We start from the raw sequence: 18622 nt of genomic DNA, 5'->3' as shown, positions 1-18622 counted from the left end.
ATAGCTAAATGTTGACATCGGGGGCGAGTGTACTCGCCCCATCTCAATGCTTCAAGGAAAAAAGCAAACGTTTACGCTGGATTAACCCAGGCGGTAGTTTGGCGCTTCCTTAGTGATTTGTACGTCGTGCACGTGAGACTCTTTCATACCTGCGCCTGAGATACGAACAAACTCAGCTTTAGTACGAAGATCTTCAATCGTAGCAGAGCCTGTTAGACCCATGCTTGAACGCAGACCACCCATCTGTTGGTGAACGATCTCTTTTAGGCGACCTTTATATGCGATACGACCTTCGATACCTTCTGGAACTAGCTTGTCCGCTGCGTTATCAGATTGGAAGTAACGGTCAGAAGAGCCTTGAGACATAGCGCCAACCGAACCCATTCCGCGGTAAGCTTTGTAAGAGCGACCTTGGTAAAGAATCACTTCACCCGGTGCTTCTTCTGTACCAGCGAACATAGAGCCAACCATCACACAAGATGCACCAGCAACGATAGCTTTACAGATATCACCAGAGAAACGGATACCACCGTCAGCAATCACAGGAATACCGTATTGGTTCGCCACTTCGGCAGCGTCTGCAATAGCCGTAACTTGTGGTACACCTACACCAGTAACAATACGAGTAGTACAGATTGAGCCTGGGCCGATACCTACTTTAACTGCGCTTACACCCGCTTCGATAAGTGCTTTTGCGCCTGCTGCTGTTGCAACGTTACCACCAATGATCTCTAGATCAGGGTAAGCGGCACGAGTGTCGCGGATACGCTGAAGAACACCTTCAGAGTGACCGTGAGAAGAGTCGATAAGAAGTACGTCAACGCCAGCTTCAACCAAGGCTTTTACACGCTCTTCGTTACCAGCGCCAGCACCCACTGCTGCACCTACGCGAAGACGGCCTTGCTCATCTTTACACGCGTTTGGTTTGCGTTCTGCTTTGTGGAAGTCTTTTGCGGTAATCATACCGGTCAGTTGGAACTCATTGTTCACAACTAGAATTTTTTCTACACGTGCTTTGTGCATTTCTTCCTGAACTTCTTCACGACCAGCGCCTTCTAATACAGTTGCTAGACGATCTTTTGGCGTCATTACGTCCGCCACTTTTTTGTTCAAATCCGTTACAAAGCGCACGTCACGACCAGTGATAATACCCACTAGTTCGTTGCCTTCGGTCACTACTGGGAAACCCGCAAAACCGTGCTTTTCTGTCAGAGCCGTCACATCAGCGATCGTCGCTTCTGGACGAACAGTAACAGGGTGGGAAACGACACCAGCTTCAAAGATCTTCACTTGGTGTACCATCTCAGCCTGCTGCTCAATAGACATATTCTTGTGAATAAAGCCGATACCGCCTTCTTGCGCGAGTGCAATCGCTAGGCGAGCTTCAGTTACTGTGTCCATGGACGCAGAAATCATAGGAATGTTCAGAGAGATGTTCTTCGTTAAACGAGTACGAAGTTCAGCTGTGTTTGGGAGAACGGTGGAGTGTGCTGGCACAAGCAGAACATCATCGAATGTCAGCGCTTCTTTGGCAATTCTTAGCATTTGCAATATCTCACAATTAATAAATATGAAGTGTTAGAACAATCCAAGCTTTATCGTTTTAACCCCGATGTTAAGCATCAGGAAAAATTGATTTAGATTAGATATTGCGGTGGGATTATACGGCCAACGCAATCGCTTGACCACACATTTTTTTGTTTTTTATTTGCATTCGACCCCTTGATATGTATTATATTGCCGCTAATTTCCATACTCACGTCTACGAGATTAGTCTTGTCAGCTCTGGCCAACCAAAACATTTTTACTGTCTCTCGCTTAAACGCAGAAGTTCGCTTACTACTCGAAAACGAGATGGGCATCGTCTGGTTAGTTGGCGAAATCTCGAATTTTTCCGCTCCCGTTTCTGGTCATTGGTATTTCACTCTTAAAGACTCCCGCGCTCAAGTTAAATGTGCCATGTTTCGTGGTAACAACCGACGCGTAAGCTTTAAACCAGCAAGTGGTAATCAGGTTTTGGTTAGAGCACGCCTCTCTCTCTATGAACCTAGAGGCGACTACCAACTTATCGTAGAGTCAATGCAGCCCGAAGGCGATGGTCGCCTCCAGCAGCAGTATGAAGCTCTCAAAATGAAACTGGCCGCCGAAGGGCTATTCGCTCAAACGGCAAAAAAACCATTGCCAGAACATCCAAAGCGCGTGGGTATTGTTACTTCAAAAACTGGTGCTGCCCTGTTTGATATTCTGGATGTATTAAAAAGGCGTGACCCTTCTCTTCCCGTTGTGGTTTACCCCACTATGGTTCAAGGTGAAGAAGCAGCGATTCAAATTGCTCAAGCGATAGGATGTGCCAATAGCCGCAACGAATGCGATGTATTAATCGTCGGTCGTGGCGGTGGTTCGCTGGAAGATCTTTGGTGCTTTAATAATGAAGTACTGGCGCGGACCATTGCCGCCAGTCAAATTCCTATCATTAGCGCCGTAGGCACGAAGTTGATGTTACCATCGCAGACTTTGTCGCCGATATGCGCGCCCCAACGCCATCGGCCGCTGCAGAGCTGGTCAGCCGTGACAACAGCCACAAAGATCAAGCACTGCTCTCTCGTCAGCACAAACTTGTCAGCGCCTTTCGTCATTACATCAGTGATCAAAAACGCCATATCTCTTTGCTAAGCCATCGACTTGATCGCCAACATCCTCAGCAGCAACTGACTCGTCAAAGTCAGCAGTTGGACGAATTAGGCATCAATCTTGAGCGGGCAATGGAACGCTTTCTCGACCAGCAGAAAGCGCACTTGGTAAAGCAGAGTTACCGTTTGCAACTTCACTCGCCAGCGAAAAAACTGGAACAGCAGAAAGCAACCTTTTTGCAGTTAGAGCAAAAGCTACTCGACGCCATGGACAAGAAGTTGCTCAATCAAAAACACAAGCTCGCCTTGGCGGCTGAAAAACTCGATACAGTAAGCCCACTTGCAACGCTTAAACGAGGTTATTCAATTACTCAAGACGATACGGGTAAAGTGATAACGCAAGCGTCACAAACAAAAACAGGCGACGTTATCGTCACCCGTTTATCTGATGGTACTGTGCGTTCAACCGTAAACTAATCTGCATCGACAGCCTGAAATTCAAATTTCACTTTTGACTTTGACTTAAGTTCGTTACAGCTATTGCAAAAGTAGTTTGCCGCACCACATGCCTGAAGCTTTTCTAGCTTATCATTACACTCTGGGCAGTAACCTACTTTGACATAATCTTGTTCGCATTCATCACAGTGGTATTGGCCTTTCCACTCAAGCTCTACATCGCATTTGGGGCATATATTTTCTTGCATAATCACCTCCGCCGTTTTGCCCAGTATCTTCAGCCGGGGATTTTTACACCATGATCTCTATCACACTTTGGTCGCTTAGCGTGTTTTACTCGATACATTGAAACGTCCGCCGCCTTGATCAACTTGTCCAAATTTAGGTTTTCCGTTAACTCAGTACCGTGATACCCAAGACTGACTGAAACTTGATACCCTTCGATAAGTTCCAACTGGTTCAGTGATGAAGACAACTGAGCCACAAACGTCTCAAGCTCCTCTTTATTGTCAAAGCAACTGAATCCAACAAACTCGTCACCGCCGTAACGTCCGATAACCGAACCCAACCCAAAATGCTCTTTAAGCGTATTTGCTACCTGAATCAAAACTTCGTCCCCCACCTCATGGCCAAACTTGTCATTGATCTGCTTAAACTTGTCAATATCGACAAAAAAGCACCCGACAAGGTCATGGCGGCAAGTGGTGTTATCTAAGTGGTATTGTGCCTCTTGAAGTAAAACGCGGCGATTGAAGCAATGAGTAAGGGGATCGCGGCTGGCGTGAAACTTTAACTGCGACTCCAACTGATATTTCTCTAAGGCAACGGCATAGAGTGAAGCCAACATTTGTACTACTTCTAACTCTTCTGTCGGCGGCTCCACATGAGCCCACTTTCTCCCCAATTTCCACCCCGTTAATAGCTTGATTGTAAAAGCCGGGAAGATGAGGAGCGTATTCGACATACAAGCGATTATCATCTAGTTTGAGGATCGATGCTTTTCGTTCACCAAAGAGTTGCTCAGTTAAAGCGATCACCTCGCGATTTAGACTTTGCTGATCTAAACCTAACACGAGTTTTCTCATTAGTTTGTTAACGGAACGATGTGCATCGAGCAAAGACTGCGCTTTCATGCGAAAACGTTAACCTCATTATCAGTAAGTGAATAGATCTGAATTATTACATTATGATTACAAACAATCCATATTATGCATCACAATTACTAGCCAACTAAGATCCTTACAAGATCATCGGCAAAATCCATTTTGATCAGCGATCTGCCCTTAAAAGAACATTTATATAACCACATACCGAAAGCATAAGTTACATGTGCTGTCTTTGGATTTTAAATGGCATTAATAACTAAAAAACTAACTAAAATTCAATTTAACAGAATTTAATAAAACGATCGCTTTGCGCTATCTTTCATTTACATCGGTGTGCATTTCGATGTGCTGAGTGTCTACTTCTTGTAATCGAACCTTTACCAAACCCATATCAGATAAGCTTTGAACGTGTGTTCCACCACATGGAATTTCTATCAATGTGTTCAGATCTAACTGGCATCGCCAATATCGAGAGTCTGTTAATGCCTCTCCTTCGCATCTCACTTCAACAGCAGAACCTACTGCCAACCAATCAATAAGCTGTTGATTCACTGCTTGAGTGATATCCTCTAGGTTAGCCAGCATGTCTGCGCTATTTAAACCGCGTTTTCTCAACGTTTTCCCTAAACGGTATACGTCGTGGCAGCGATTTTCCGTCACAAAACTTGTTACCTGCGCGTAACTGTTAAAATCGTAGTGACCTAATGGATCTTTCCGGTCAGCGTCTTTGCGCCAATAGTTCTGCTCTGTAAGCACTTTGTTTAACGCCAAAAAGGCCAAGTGACCTGCGCTATGACCTCGGCTCAAGGCATTTTGGTACTCTTTATCCACCAGTAACTCAACCATATCTCCAACCGCGATATCGCATGGCTGTTTAAGGCAGTGCACAACTACAAATACCCAGCCGTCGGTATCTCTCTTTACTGGAATATTCTTATCGACATATAGCTGCCCGCTGGATACTTCGATCGCTCCTACTAAGCAATCATCCACGGTAAAAGTTTGCTTATTGAACTCCACAATCCCTCTATCTGCCGGGTGATCTGGCCAAATGTGACTCACGGGGTGAAAGGGAGTGGATTGGGTCACTAGATAAGTGACATCACCTTCGGAGTGAACGAGTTGCACAGCAGAACTCAGTTGCCACGTTTGATGGCAGAAACGAACACGGGTTGGACTAACTGACATAGGAAGCGCCTTTTCATACAAAAAAGCACCTTGGTTTAAGGTGCTTTAGAAAACTTATTTTTTGCGATTTTTCATCATGCCCATCAAACGCTTGCGTTTGCGTTCTTGCGATAGGGTCATCTTGTTTGATTTACCTTCAAACGGGTTATCACTGCTCTGGAACTGGATTCGAATTGGTGTACCCATAATTTCCAAAGACTTGCGATAGTAGTTCATCAAGTATCGCTTGTAGGAATCCGGTAGTTCATTCACTTGGTTACCGTGAATAACAACAATCGGTGGGTTATATCCACCCGCATGCGCGTACTTGAGCTTGACGCGTCGACCGCGAACCAAAGGTGGCTGGTGATCTTCAGTCGCCATTTTCATAATTCGAGTCAATACTGAAGTACCAACGCGAGTCGTCGCTGACTTGTACGCTTCTTGAACTGATTCAAACAAGTGACCAACACCGGTACCGTGTAGTGCTGAGATAAAGTGAATTCGTGCAAAATCAACAAAACCAAGACGGCGGTCTAGCTCTTTTTTAACGTGGTCTTTCACATCGGTATCAAGACCATCCCACTTGTTCACTGCCAATACAATTGAACGACCCGCGTTTAATGCAAATCCGAGCAAGCTCAAATCTTGATCTGAGATGTTTTCACGCGCATCGATAACCAAAAGTACCACGTTTGCATCTTCTACAGCTTTAAGTGTTTTTACCACCGAGAATTTTTCGACAGTTTCACTTACTCGCTTACGGCGTCGGACACCCGCTGTATCGATAAGGACATACTCGCGGCCATCGCGCTCCATCGGTATATAGATAGAATCACGCGTTGTTCCCGGCATATCGTAAACTACAACTCGCTCTTCTCCGAGAATGCGGTTGGTCAGAGTCGATTTACCTACATTTGGTCGACCAATTATAGCCAGTTTAATAGGCTGTTCTTGCAGGCGCTTAAACTCTTCTTCCGCTTCTTCTTCGGTGTAGTCTAGCTTCTCTTCTTCAGGATCTTCGATGTCGGTCAGATCTTGAATTTGACCTTGCGCCTGTTCAATAAGCTCTTCTGCAAATGGATTTAACGCCTTATCAATTAAGGCACCAACACCGCGACCATGCGCAGCAGCAATTTGGTACATATTGTCCATACCTAACTGCCAAAACTCTGCACTTGCTGCGTCTGCGTCAATACCATCCACTTTGTTCACCACAAGCATGGCTGGCTTTTCAATCTTTCGAAGGTGAAGCGCGATAGCTTGATCGGAAACCGTTAATCCTGCGCGGCCATCAACCAAAAACAGAACCACATCAGCTTCGTCAATCGCTGCTAACGACTGCTCTGCCATTTTGGTTTCCACACCTTCCTCACTGCCATCAATACCGCCAGTATCAATAACAATAAACTCGTGCTCGCCAAGCTTGGCTTGGCCATATTTACGGTCACGTGTTAAACCAGGGAAGTCCGCTACCAGCGCATCACGGGTGCGTGTCAGTCGATTGAACAAGGTAGATTTACCTACGTTTGGACGCCCTACAAGAGCAACAACAGGTACCATAATAACCTCTACATAAATATTTCTTGCTGTAGTTATAGGTAATCCGTCTTAGAAAAACGCGTTTACCTATAACTACAAAATTAGTTTCAATTCAATAAAACGGCTCCTAACTGATAAGCAGCCAGGAGCCGAATGTGAATTATATCACGATATTATTTGTTGATCGTCAGTTTCTTTACATCGCCGTTACGGCTAATGATTAAGTAACCATCAGGTAGGGCAAGTGGACCAACAGAAAATCCACTAGAGTTTACCTGCTGCTGAGCGACAAAATAACCAGTATCGCGATCTATCCAGTACAGATAACCTTCTGTATCCCCTACTACAACGTAACCATCAATGATCTTTGGAGCGGTAAGTAAACGGTGCTCTAATTGAGTGTTAGTCCAAATTTCTGTACCACTACGCGCATCAACCGCAGCTATGTGGTCTTTTTCTGTCACTAGATATAAGTTACGTCCATCTTCAGCCATATCCGTTGCCGTTGAGTACTGGCGCTTCCACGCTGGCTTGCCTGAACGCAGATCAATAGCTGTTAGATGTCCGTTAACGCCAACGATATAAAGGGTACTACCCAAAACAATTGGCTGCGCATCTACATCGACAAGACGGTCAATTTCAGTTGCTCCCTGCGGAGTACCAATCGGTTGTTGCCAAATCAACTGGCCGCGCTCGACAATTGCAGCCGCAAGACGACCACTCGGTGTACCCCAGAAAATACCACCAGAAACCGTCGTCGGGGCGCTATCACCTCTGAGGGTTAGAGTCGGCACTTCAGTGCTGATGGTCCACTTTTGCTCACCCGTAGCTTGGTCTAAAGCAATCAGCATTCCACGGCTGGTGTTAACAATAACCATGTTACTGTCGGTGGCTGGCGCCGCTAAAATTTCGCCGCCGATATTCGCTTTCCAAGCTAATGTGCCGTCAGCTTCGTTAAGCGCAATGACTTCGCCATTCTCGTTGCCGATAAAGATTTTGCTGTAACCCGCGCTGATGCCACCAGACAATCGAGCAATCACATCACCTTCTAAATCAATTTGCCAAATCGTCGCGCCATTGTCAGGGTTAAGAGCTCTTACAATACCGTCGCGACTAGCAACAAAGATTTTCTCATAGGCATACTTTGGAGAAAGCTTTGAGAAAAACTGTCCAACACCATTTCCTACGGATGTACTCCAAACACTGTCAGGTGTAAATTCACTATTTACGACTGGGACAGGGGCCATCACGATAGTGTCTTCTTCACTAGCACAACCAACTAACGCACCTAACACTAGTGCACTTGCTAGCGCTTTTCTTAGTATTTTGTTCATTTAAGTACGCCCTTACTTGGCCAAATCATCCAGTTTCATTTGTAGAGTTTGGCTGGCATCGCTGGCTTGCTGCGCTTCTGTGTAAGCAGTATAAGCAGCTTCTTGATCGCCTTTGCGCAGTAAGATGTCACCGCGAAGTTCGGCAACGCGCCCCGTCCAACTAGCATCGGTGATACCAGCAAGATCCGCAATCGCTTGATCAAAGTTGCCTTGCTCTGCTTTTACTCTAGCTAGACGGTAATGAACCACGGCAGAAAGGGCTGCGTCTTTACTGTTTTCCTTCGCCCATTCCAACTGTGCTAAGGCTTCATCCAACTGGTTGGCTTCTACCTGAACTTTAGCAAGTTGAAGTGCAGCCAATACAGAGTACTCACTGTCTTTATTTGACTCGATAAAGCTCTGAACACCTGAAATACCTTCGGTGCCTTTCGCTGCTAGAGCATCAAGAGCTTGGTTGTAAGCTTCAGAAGCAGCTTCTTGGGAAGAAATCACTGACTTGTCATAATATTGCCAACCGAAAAGGCCACCTAGACCTAATACAGCGCCAAGAATGACTGCTTTGCCATTTTCCTTCCACCACTCTTTAATGGCTTCAACCTGTTGTTCTTCAGTATCGTAGACTTCCACTTCCTGTCCTCTTAAATCACGAAAAGTGACGATAGAACCATCGTCACTTTGTACTGTTTCTTTGCTTAAACGAGTGCTTTTAGCTTCTCGATAACTTCATCTTGGCCGTAAGTCTCTTGAGTACCACCAAGTAAATCTTTTAGCACGACCGTACCATCAGATACTTCGTTTTCACCAAGCACCAATGCTACTGCTGCGCCGACTTTATCTGCGCGTTTAAATTGTTTCTTAAAGTTTCCGCCGCCAAAGTGGTTCATCACGCGCAGACCTGAAACCTGTTCGCGCAGTTTCTCTGCCAGTTTCATACCCGCCATCATAGTGCCTTCACCAGCGGTCACCATGTAAACGTCCACACTGCGACGAACATCGGTAAGTTCCAGTGTTTCTAACATTAGAACCAGACGCTCTAATCCCATCGCAAAACCGACAGCCGGTGTCGCTTTACCGCCTAACTGCTCTACAAGACCATCGTAACGACCACCGCCACAAACCGTGCCCTGAGCACCTAAGCTCTCAGTAATCCACTCAAATACAGTGCGGTTGTAGTAGTCCAAACCACGGACTAAACGCTCATTAACAGTGTATTCGATACCTGCAGCATCAAGAAGTTCACACAGACCTGCAAAATGTTGCTTCGACTCATCATCTAAGTAATCAGAAAGACGAGGGGCGTCACCTAATACTGCTTGTACTTCTGGGTTCTTGGTATCCAAAACGCGAAGCGGATTGGTGTGCATACGACGCTTGCAATCTTCATCAAGAATATCCATATGCTGCTCTAGGAACTCAATCAACGCAGTTCTGTAGTTAGCACGGGCTTCTAGAGAGCCAATCGAGTTCAGCTCCAAACGCACATGCTTGTCGATGCCTAACTCACGCCATAAGCGCGCTGTCATCATGATCAGTTCTGCATCTACGTCAGGCCCATTAAGACCAAATACTTCTACACCACACTGGTGGAATTGACGGTAGCGACCCTTTTGCGGGCGCTCGTGGCGGAACATGGGTCCCATATACCACAAACGTTGTTCTTGGTTGTACAGAAGACCGTTTTCGATACCGGAACGCACACAGCCAGCTGTACCTTCTGGTCTTAGTGTAAGGCTGTCGCCATTGCGGTCTTCAAAGGTATACATTTCTTTTTCAACCACATCGGTAACTTCACCGATAGCGCGACTGAATAAATGAGTCATCTCAACAACCGGCATACGGACTTCATTGTATCCGTAAGCACTGATCACGCTTTTAACGGTGTTTTCTAATTTTTGCCACAGTGGGGACTGTGTTGGGAGGCAGTCGTTCATGCCTCGAATCGCTTGTATTGTCTTTGCCACAATAATTTCCGTAACTCTTTGTTTGGTTGAGTGCCGTTGAGAATTAATCTTTTATTTTGATATCGATGCGCTTATCCGTATCTAACATTGATGCTTTTGCACGAATTTTTGCTTCTAGCTTATCGATCAAGTCATCATTGTCAAAACGCTCTTTCTGACGTTTTCCGTCTTCATAAAATGCGCTTTTCTTGTTACTGCCCGCAAGTCCTAAGTGGGAAACTTCTGCCTCGCCAGGACCATTGACCACGCACCCTATAATGGAAACATCTAAAGGAGTGAGAACATCTTCTAGTCTCTGCTCTAGGGCGTTGACGGTGCCAATCACATCAAACTCTTGACGTGAACAACTTGGACAAGCAATAAAATTGATGCCCCGAGAACGTATTCTCAGAGACTTTAAAATGTCAAAACCGACCTTGATCTCTTCGACGGGATCCGCCGCAAGAGAAATGCGTAAGGTATCACCGATACCCTCGGCAAGTAACATTCCAAGACCAACCGCAGATTTTACCGAACCAGCTCTAGCACCACCAGCTTCGGTGATACCCAAGTGCAACGGCTGATCAATTTTTTTCGCTAACAATCGATAAGAATCAACCGCTAAGAATACATCTGACGCTTTTACACTAACTTTAAACTTATCGAAGTTCAGTCTGTCTAGTATATCGACATGGCGCATTGCCGATTCTACCAACGCTTCTGCGGTAGGTTCGCCGTATTTGACCTGAATGTCTTTTTCCAGAGATCCACCATTCACACCAATTCGGATGGGAATGTTTTTATCTCTGGCACAATCAACGACGGATCGAATGCGATCTTCGTTGCCGATATTACCTGGGTTAATACGCAAGCAATCCACACCGTACTCCGCGACTTTAAGCGCGATACGATAGTCGAAGTGAATATCGGCAACTAGTGGAACTTTAACTTGTTGCTTAATTTGTTTGAAAGCCTCTGCGGCATCCATGGTTGGTACAGATACGCGAACGATATCTGCCCCGACATTTTCCAGTGCTCTTATTTGTGCAACCGTCGCATCCACATCTGTTGTTCTGGTGTTGGTCATCGATTGCACTGCAATCGGAGCGCCATCACCAATAGGCACATCGCCCACATAGATGCGTGTCGATGGACGACGTTTAATAGGTGATTCGTGTTGCATAATATTTTTCTAAGGTAAAGTGAATCTTGCTACTTTGCCTGAAGTATACCCAGAAAGGTCGACAGGTTCACTCGCAAATGTGATAGAAACGCCTTCTGGGGCGCCCAAAACCACTTTAAATGGTGCTTTACCTGATAATTGGAGAGATTGTCCGGCTTTTTTAAGTCCGGTAGAAAGCGTTTTACCACTTGCATCTTTAACTTGAATCCAGCAATCGGAATCAAAGCTCATTTCTAGTAGAGACGCGAGATCACTGCTGACATTACTGCCCACTTCGACCGCCGCGCTGTCTGAATCTGTAGCTTCTACTTGTGAAGACGTCACTTCTTCAACGACAGACTCTTCCACCGCTGGCTCATCAACACTCTCTACAGGAGCTTCCGTAACCGCTTCTACTACCTCTGCAGCAGGTTCTTCTGCGGCATCGGTACTGACTTGAGGAGTCGCTTCTTCCGCAACTTCAGAAACCTGAGAAATTGTCGTTTCCGTTTCGGCCCTGTCCTCCTCTTCAAGATTGACGAAATCCGCAGTCGGAGTTTGCTCCGTTGACGCTTGACTGGTCTCTTCTTGCGGCGCAGTGAGCTCTATCTGGGTGTTTTGCTGATTCTGCCACCACCACAACGTTGATATACCGAAAATGATCACAACAATCACCCAAGTGATCTTCATAATACGGCTATCGCTTCTCTCTTTGTCGGTTTGCTGAGAGAAAGATTGCATGGTGTGCTCTTCTTCTTCAACGGTGGTGCAACTATCTAAAGCGGCCAGTACTTCTATCTCATCAGCTCCTACCGCACGTGCGTACGACTTTAAGTAGCCTCGTGTAAAGGTAGCAACCTGATCCGATTCAAATTGGTTGAGTTCGATATTTTCAATAATCGATAAGCGCAGTCGCAAGCGGTCGGCAATTTGCTTTTGAGTTAAACCTAACGTTTCTCGGCGCGCTTTAAGAATGTCACCCGGTTGAATTTTTGTCTCTTCTGCAACGGTTTCGTTTTCTGCAATCATAGTGTGCTAAGTTCTCTTAGTAATCTTCTGTTAACTAGGCTTTTCTTTTTTTTTGTTCGTAGCTTTGCTTTAACAGAAGCGATTTAAAATTTGGCCAGGACTTTCCTGTATATCTAGTAGTTTTAAAGCGCCGGACTACAAAAGTCTGGGAGTCATTCACTACTACTTTGTTATTACTGTTTAATTCTAATAGATATTACGTCTGAAACAACATAACTAACCCGCATAAATTACAAACAGCTCAAGGTTTTTCCTAATTTTTACATTAGTTATGCGAGCTCTTATTACAAAATTGCTCAACAGATACGCATGTTAACTCAGGTATTTTTTCCTTTGTCACTAAAATGGCAGAAATGTTACTCAGATTCAAAATAGCAAAAACCAGAGCCTAAACTCTGGTTTTTATTGTTCTTTAAAGCGTTGATCATTCTATTTAAACGGCTTTTACCGAGATAGTTTCACCACGAGCCGCTTGGAGCATTTGGGTGCGCTTGGTACGGTCAATGACATCGCCGACTAACTGACCACAAGCCGCATCAATATCATCTCCGCGCGTTTTTCGAACGGTTACTGTGTGCTCGTATTGCATCAAAGTCTTTTGGAAGCGATCGATACGCGAGTTACTCGGCTTTTTGTACGGAGAACCTGGATATGGGTTAAACGGTATCAGGTTAATTTTACACGGCGTGTCTTTTAACAGCTCCGCTAGTTCACGTGCGTGATCCATATCGTCGTTAACATGATCGAGTAGCACGTACTCGATGGTCACTTTACCGCGGTTAGCGTTAGAGGTCGCAATGTAACGGCGCACTGATGCTAAGAAGTCTTCAATATCCCAGCGATCGTTGATAGGCATGATGTCACTGCGAAGGGTGTCATTAGGCGCGTGTAAAGAGATCGCTAACGCCACGTCGATATTGCCGGTCATCTGATCTAAGCCAGAAACAACGCCTGATGTGGATACGGTTACACGACGCTTCGACAATCCAAAGCCTAAATCATCCAACATCAGCTCTAATGATGGAATTAGGTTCTTCATGTTAAGTAACGGCTCCCCCATACCCATCATACTACGTTTGTGATAGGGCGTCTTCCAGTCTCTTTCTCTAGTCCAATTTCGCGAGCAGCTCGCCAAACCTGACCGATGATTTCTGAAACTTTCAGATTGCGGTTAAAGCCCTGCTGCGCAGTAGAGCAGAACTTGCACTCTAGTGCACATCCCACTTGTGAAGAAACACAAAGTGTCGCTCGATCATCTTCTGGAATATAAACCGTTTCAACATCTTGATCGCCAACTTTCATTGCCCACTTAATCGTGCCGTCTGATGAATGCTGGGCCTCTGCAACAACTGGAGCAACAATTTCACAACGTCGCTGAAGCTTCTCTTTCAGCTTTTTGTTTATGTTGGTCATTTTTTCGAAGTCATCAACACCAAAATGGTAGATCCACTTCATCACTTGTTCCGCACGGAAAGCCTTTTCGCCTAATTCTTCTGCGAATAGCTTGCGCAAGCCCTTGCGGTCATAGTCAAGTAGATTGATTTTTTCAGTGGTCATGTAACCTCTCAAATGACGGTTCAGTAATTAAGGGCGCGAATTGTACAGCCTTTATGCAGTCACAACAAGGTCTGTAACACCCCGAATTATCTAAGGCTTTAATAATTATCTGATTAAAATTTAAACAACCCGAAATCTAGCTAGTCAGTTGACGAATTTGCTCCACAATAGCTTTAAGGCCATTGCCTCTTGAAGGACTTAAATGTGCGATTAGCCCGAGCTGCTCAAAGTAGGAATCGATATCGAACGCTTGAATGTCTTTACCGCTTTTACCTTGATACGCCGCGAGCACAATAGCGATCAAACCGCGTACAATTCTAGCGTCAGAGTCCGCACAAAAATGCCACTGCTCATCCACTTGTCTACATACTAGCCACACCTGACTTTCACAACCCGCCACTTTGACCTGTTCACTTTTCAGTTCTTCGGGCATTGCGGGTAGTTTCTTGCCCAACATGATGACTTGTCGATAACGCTCTTCCCAGCCTTTTAACTGAGAGAGTGTATCTGCGATATGGTCAGCGGTAATTTCGCTGCCAAATGGACTTTGCGGATAGTCAGACATTCACATTCCTAGCTTGCTATTTTGAGTGTTTCTGAATTAGCTTTTCAACAATACGCGCGACGGCGACAAATCCAAAGCTTGCCGTGACCACGGTACTTGCACCAAATCCGGTGGCGCAATCCATCTTTTTTGGCCCTTCTGCTGTTGCTTTCGCTGCACACACTGAACCATCGGCTTGTGGGTACTTCAATTGTTCGGTGGAGAACACACATTCAATGCCAAATTTTCGTTGTGGATTTTTAGGAAAATTGTGAAAACGGCGCAGTGTGTCTTTAATTTTCTTTGCTAATGGATCTTGGATCGTTTTGGTCAGGTCGGCCACTTTTATCTGAGTTGGGTCGACTTGTCCGCCAGCACCACCAGTGGTAATCACCTTGATCTTGTTACTGCGGCAATAAGCCAATAGCGCAGCCTTTGCTTTAACACTGTCAATCGCGTCTAAAACGTAATCGTACTCTTTGCTTAAATACTCGTGTTGATTATCCGGTGTAATAAAATCATCAATGACATTGACCTTACAGTCTGGATTAATCAAGGCCACGCGCTGCGCCATCATCTCGCCTTTGCTCTGACCTATATTGCCGCTCAAAGCATGGATCTGACGATTAATGTTAGTGACGCACACATCATCCATATCGATCAGTGTTAATTCGCCGATCCCTGTCCTTGCCAGTGCCTCCACTGCCCAAGAACCCACGCCACCAATACCAATAACACAGACATGAGCGGCTCGTAAGATCTCCACTTCATCGTGACCATAGAGACGACGTGTGCCTCCAAAGCGTTGATTGTAATTGTCAGATGCTGGCGTATCTAGTTCGCGCATAACACTATTCCGATGGATAAAAAACAAAGAGTGCGTTATACGCACTCTTAATAAAAATGTCTAGATTGTAAGATTAAAGGCTAGCTTTAAACTCTATTTAACTATTGTAGCTTTTCAGGTGGTAATGCCCAAGGCGCTTCCGTTGCTGACCCTTCTAGTCCTAGCTTCCACACACGGCCAAAATGTTTGTAATGGCCTGCTTCCGTACCTGCTCTTGGCCCCATCCCGTGATACAGATCGAGGTGGTTTTGCTTAACCGCGCCTCCGGTATCAAGCACTAACAAGAGTCGGAGCTGATGACCGCCACTCCACGTTCCGTCTGGATTGAGCAATGGAACTTCTGCCAATATTGGTGTCCCCATTGGGAACAAACTTCTGTCACCAGCAACAGATGCCATTGGCAGTAATGGAATACCCGCGGAGCCTGTTACTGGCGCCGCCGATCTTGGCTCAAAAAATACAAAAGATGGGTTCTGCTCCAGCAGCTCTCTTACTGTTGCATCATCATTTTCTAACACCCAATCTTTTATCGCTTTTAACGACATCTTAGCTCGTGGTACTTCACCGCGCTCGATCAGTACCTTACCAATGCTGACGTACGCTTTATTGTTCTTACCGCCGTAGGCAAAATACTCCAGCGTATCGTCATCTTCAAAGTGAACAAAGCCACTGCCTTGCACTTCCATGATAAATGGATCAATGCGATTCGCCGCGTAGCCTAACTCTAAACCTTGCCCTTCTAGAGCACCGGCATAGACCTCTGCTCTCGTTGGGCAATCTTCATCGCAATTGGGCATTTTGTACACTGGGTACTTAAACTTTTCATTGGCTTGATGACGAAGCTCCATAACGGGTGAGAAATACCCAGTAAAAAGAACATTGCCCTGCTTATCACCACCGCCTAGTTGCGCGGCCTGAACACCAAACTGCGCTAAACTAGCAGGATCACCACTTTGTAAAACCCATTCATTTAGCTTTTCATATAGAGGCTGATAGATAGCGGCCATTGATGGAGAATTGCTCACCACTTCATGCGCTTGACGATGAAACTCAGTAAAGTCTCTAGGGGTTTGCGAATCAACAACGGTAACTTTGTTGAGAGTTTGTGGAAATTCACCGTCTAAGTATTGTTGCGCTCGGTCGGTAGGCTGCGCACAACCCGCTAGGAGAGCCACTAAAGCTAATGGAAGGGTTTTATTGATCACTTATGTTAATTCCTCTAACTGATAAGCGCTAAAAATAGTCACTAAAGGTCGTTAGACCAAAGATTTAGGGAGCATGGCAAAGTCTGAAGTTAATAGCAACTTATTCAGAATTGGAAATGGTAACAATCTCAAAACCAAACCGTGAGGTCATTGCTGATCACTCTTTATCAAGTGATAGATAGGCTGATAGTTAACCTCAGAAATCAATCGCATTTGCGTCATATCTTGATTGAGAAATAGGAAACGGCGAGTTTGCTCTCCTGACTGATACTTAAAGTACTTACCATCAAACAGAAACTGCGTTGCAACTACGCCACCATTCACCACCACACCATTGCGGGTGAGAGTAAATTTGTCGGCCGCATAAGGTGCGACGTTTTGCTCTACCCAAGTTCCGTAGATCATTTGGTCTGGATAGTTGAGTTTATTAATGTATTTAAACAACAAGGAAAAGGCCATCACCGCTACAATAGAAATGATCACAGCAATTACCAGTAGAAACCGCTCTATCTTCTTTTTGTTGGCTCGATTTGCTGCAGGGTCAGCGTTATTCATCTAGTTTTTTTATAAGTATCGTAATTCACTATTTCTTATTCTATACCACTGGCTTGAGACTGCGACAATCGACCAAGTCTAATTCTCTAATATTGAGTCAAAAAAAACAGTTGTTGAAAACAGAATAATATTGCATTATTTTCACATAACAATTCACAAACGAGTATTATCGTGAAGATCCGTAGCACCGAACTAGTTAAAGGTTTTCGACAGTCCGCCCCTTATGTCAACGCGCACCGTGGCAAAACCATGGTCGTTATGTTGGGAGGTGAGGTTGTAGCCGATGACAACTTTACCAACATAATTAGTGATTTATCCTTACTTCACAGTCTTGGGGTGAAGATCGTACTGGTTCACGGCGCTCGACCGCAGATTAATCAGGTACTTAACTCGAATAATTACCAAACGCCCTATCATAAAGGTGTTCGAGTTACCGATGAGAAAGCACTGAACTTGGTGATGCAAGCTGCGGGACAACTTCAATTGGCTATCACGGCTCAACTCTCTATGAGTCTTGGCAACACACCAATGGAAGGCACTCAACTCAATGTGGTTAGCGGAAACTTTGTTATTGCCCAACCACTTGGTGTTGATGATGGTGTCGACTACTGCCATAGCGGGCGTATTCGTCGCATTGATACCCATGGTATCAATCGCATGCTCGATCAGGGCTCGATAGTGCTACTGGGTCCGATTGCCAGTTCAGTTACTGGGGAATCTTTTAACCTCTTGTCTGAAGAACTCGCTACCCAATTGGCGATAAAACTCAATGCAGACAAATTAATAGGCTTCTGTTCAGAGCAAGGTATCATCGACGAAGAAGGCAACGCGGTTGCCGAGCTATTCCCAGCGGAAGCCGAGCGAATTCTCGAACGACTTACTTTCGATGTTAACCACAAAGACGACAACTCATCGGGGACGCTGCGCTTTCTTCGCGCGGCCACTGCTGCGTGTCGCGCAGGTGTTCCACGCAGCCACTTAGTGAGCTATAAGGTCGACGGCGCTTTAATTCAGGAACTCTTTTCTCTCGACGGCATAGGAACACAGATTGTTGTGGAGAGCGCGGAGCAAATTCGCCAAGCACACATTGATGACATTGGCGGTATTTTGGACTTGATTGAACCTCTGGAACAGCAAGGAATTCTTGTCAGACGTTCAAGAGAACAGTTAGAACAAGAGATCCATCAATTCACTATTATCGAAAAAGACGGCCTTATTATTGGGTGTGCAGCCTTGTACCCGTATCCGGATGACAAAATGGCAGAGATGGCTTGTGTTGCCATTCACAGCGAGTACCGAGATGGTAACCGTGGCTTAGTCCTTCTAAACCATATGCGTCAGCATTCCAAAGCCAAAGGAATTGAACAAATTTTCGTTCTTACCACCCATAGTCTCCACTGGTTTAGAGAGCAGGGATTTGAAGAAATTTCGGTTTCCGAACTCCCCATGCAAAAGCAGAATCTCTACAACCTTCAGCGCCGTTCAAAAATTTTAGCGCTAAGTACCTGATTAAATTAGGACCAAAGAACGAGTAGGCATCTTGTCCCA

General features: G+C 45.4%; 14 protein-coding genes and 3 pseudogenes. 2 read left to right on the top strand and 15 right to left on the bottom strand.

The window, feature by feature from the left end:
* Positions 1–81: 81 nt before the first annotated feature.
* Positions 82–1545, bottom strand: coding sequence for an IMP dehydrogenase (guaB, locus tag BLO31_RS01460; protein WP_070962547.1), 1464 nt, complete (start codon positions 1543–1545; stop codon positions 82–84).
* A gap of 231 nt (positions 1546–1776) precedes the next feature.
* On the opposite strand from guaB, the pseudogene xseA reads away from it, so the two are divergent.
* A pseudogene (gene xseA / locus BLO31_RS01455) lies at positions 1777–3107 on the top strand (exodeoxyribonuclease VII large subunit).
* Here the strand turns inward: xseA and BLO31_RS01450 are convergent.
* From BLO31_RS01450 to BLO31_RS01385, 14 genes and pseudogenes are all read right to left on the bottom strand, one after another.
* On the bottom strand, positions 3104–3334 hold the full coding sequence (locus tag BLO31_RS01450) for a zinc ribbon domain-containing protein (RefSeq protein WP_070962546.1): 231 nt from the start codon (positions 3332–3334) through the stop codon (positions 3104–3106). The pseudogene xseA and the gene BLO31_RS01450 sit on opposite strands and share 4 nt — an antisense overlap.
* 29 nt (positions 3335–3363) lie before the next feature.
* Positions 3364–4219, bottom strand: a pseudogene (locus tag BLO31_RS01445) (GGDEF domain-containing protein).
* A 285-nt stretch (positions 4220–4504) separates the two neighbouring features.
* Positions 4505–5380, bottom strand: coding sequence for a metal-dependent hydrolase (locus BLO31_RS01440; protein WP_070962545.1), 876 nt, complete (start codon positions 5378–5380; stop codon positions 4505–4507).
* A gap of 54 nt (positions 5381–5434) precedes the next feature.
* Positions 5435–6922 carry a ribosome biogenesis GTPase Der gene (der, locus tag BLO31_RS01435; RefSeq protein WP_070962544.1) on the bottom strand — a complete coding sequence of 496 codons (1488 nt, stop codon included), beginning with the start codon at positions 6920–6922 and terminating at the stop codon, positions 5435–5437.
* Positions 6923–7074: 152 nt separating this feature from the next.
* A complete protein-coding gene (bamB, locus tag BLO31_RS01430; protein ID WP_070962543.1) occupies positions 7075–8235 on the bottom strand; it encodes an outer membrane protein assembly factor BamB in 1161 nt (386 codons plus the stop codon).
* 12 nt (positions 8236–8247) lie between these two features.
* Positions 8248–8862, bottom strand: a complete 615-nt coding sequence (locus BLO31_RS01425; RefSeq protein WP_070962542.1) for a YfgM family protein — start codon at positions 8860–8862, stop codon at positions 8248–8250.
* Positions 8863–8927: 65 nt separating this feature from the next.
* The gene (hisS, locus tag BLO31_RS01420) at positions 8928–10196 is read right to left on the bottom strand and encodes a histidine--tRNA ligase (protein ID WP_070962541.1); all 1269 of its coding nucleotides are present in this window, start codon (positions 10194–10196) and stop codon (positions 8928–8930) included.
* A 43-nt stretch (positions 10197–10239) separates the two neighbouring features.
* Positions 10240–11358 carry a flavodoxin-dependent (E)-4-hydroxy-3-methylbut-2-enyl-diphosphate synthase gene (gene ispG, locus BLO31_RS01415; RefSeq protein ID WP_070962540.1) on the bottom strand — a complete coding sequence of 373 codons (1119 nt, stop codon included), beginning with the start codon at positions 11356–11358 and terminating at the stop codon, positions 10240–10242.
* Between the two features lie 9 nt (positions 11359–11367).
* Entirely contained in the window at positions 11368–12366 is a 999-nt protein-coding gene (gene rodZ / locus BLO31_RS01410) for a cytoskeleton protein RodZ (protein ID WP_070962539.1), read from the bottom strand.
* Positions 12367–12799: 433 nt separating this feature from the next.
* A pseudogene (gene rlmN, locus BLO31_RS01405) lies at positions 12800–13923 on the bottom strand (dual-specificity RNA methyltransferase RlmN).
* 136 nt (positions 13924–14059) lie between these two features.
* Positions 14060–14488, bottom strand: a complete 429-nt coding sequence (csdE, locus tag BLO31_RS01400; protein ID WP_070962538.1) for a cysteine desulfurase sulfur acceptor subunit CsdE — start codon at positions 14486–14488, stop codon at positions 14060–14062.
* A 16-nt stretch (positions 14489–14504) separates the two neighbouring features.
* Positions 14505–15314: a tRNA cyclic N6-threonylcarbamoyladenosine(37) synthase TcdA gene (gene tcdA, locus BLO31_RS01395; RefSeq protein WP_070962537.1), complete on the bottom strand. Its 810-nt coding sequence runs from the start codon at positions 15312–15314 to the stop codon at positions 14505–14507.
* Positions 15315–15415: 101 nt separating this feature from the next.
* Positions 15416–16519 (bottom strand): murein transglycosylase A, encoded by a 1104-nt coding sequence (gene mltA / locus BLO31_RS01390; RefSeq protein ID WP_139158910.1) that lies wholly within the window; start codon positions 16517–16519, stop codon positions 15416–15418.
* A 147-nt stretch (positions 16520–16666) separates the two neighbouring features.
* Entirely contained in the window at positions 16667–17074 is a 408-nt protein-coding gene (locus BLO31_RS01385) for a DUF2850 domain-containing protein (RefSeq protein WP_070962536.1), read from the bottom strand.
* 171 nt (positions 17075–17245) lie between these two features.
* Between BLO31_RS01385 and argA the strand changes: the two genes are divergently transcribed.
* A complete protein-coding gene (argA, locus tag BLO31_RS01380) occupies positions 17246–18583 on the top strand; it encodes an amino-acid N-acetyltransferase (protein ID WP_070962535.1) in 1338 nt (445 codons plus the stop codon).
* Positions 18584–18622 lie beyond the last annotated feature (39 nt).

Source organism: Vibrio sonorensis, from assembly GCF_001854765.1.
In the GTDB taxonomy this organism is placed as follows: Bacteria; Pseudomonadota; Gammaproteobacteria; order Enterobacterales; family Vibrionaceae; genus Vibrio; species Vibrio sonorensis.
The sequence above is the reverse complement of the archived record's forward strand: the minus strand, read 5'-3'. Positions and strand labels throughout refer to the sequence as shown.

Bases quoted from the DNA above. Each gene is read 5' to 3' on its own strand.
- guaB (WP_070962547.1), bottom strand. From the start codon at position 1,545: ATGCTAAGAATTGCCAAAGAAGCGCTGACATTCGATGATGTTCTGCTT.
- BLO31_RS01450 (WP_070962546.1), bottom strand. From the start codon at position 3,334: ATGCAAGAAAATATATGCCCCAAATGCGATGTAGAGCTTGAGTGGAAA.
- BLO31_RS01440 (WP_070962545.1), bottom strand. From the start codon at position 5,380: ATGTCAGTTAGTCCAACCCGTGTTCGTTTCTGCCATCAAACGTGGCAA.
- der (WP_070962544.1), bottom strand. From the start codon at position 6,922: ATGGTACCTGTTGTTGCTCTTGTAGGGCGTCCAAACGTAGGTAAATCT.
- bamB (WP_070962543.1), bottom strand. From the start codon at position 8,235: ATGAACAAAATACTAAGAAAAGCGCTAGCAAGTGCACTAGTGTTAGGT.
- ispG (WP_070962540.1), bottom strand. From the start codon at position 11,358: ATGCAACACGAATCACCTATTAAACGTCGTCCATCGACACGCATCTAT.
- rodZ (WP_070962539.1), bottom strand. From the start codon at position 12,366: ATGATTGCAGAAAACGAAACCGTTGCAGAAGAGACAAAAATTCAACCG.
- csdE (WP_070962538.1), bottom strand. From the start codon at position 14,488: ATGTCTGACTATCCGCAAAGTCCATTTGGCAGCGAAATTACCGCTGAC.
- tcdA (WP_070962537.1), bottom strand. From the start codon at position 15,314: ATGCGCGAACTAGATACGCCAGCATCTGACAATTACAATCAACGCTTT.
- BLO31_RS01385 (WP_070962536.1), bottom strand. From the start codon at position 17,074: ATGAATAACGCTGACCCTGCAGCAAATCGAGCCAACAAAAAGAAGATA.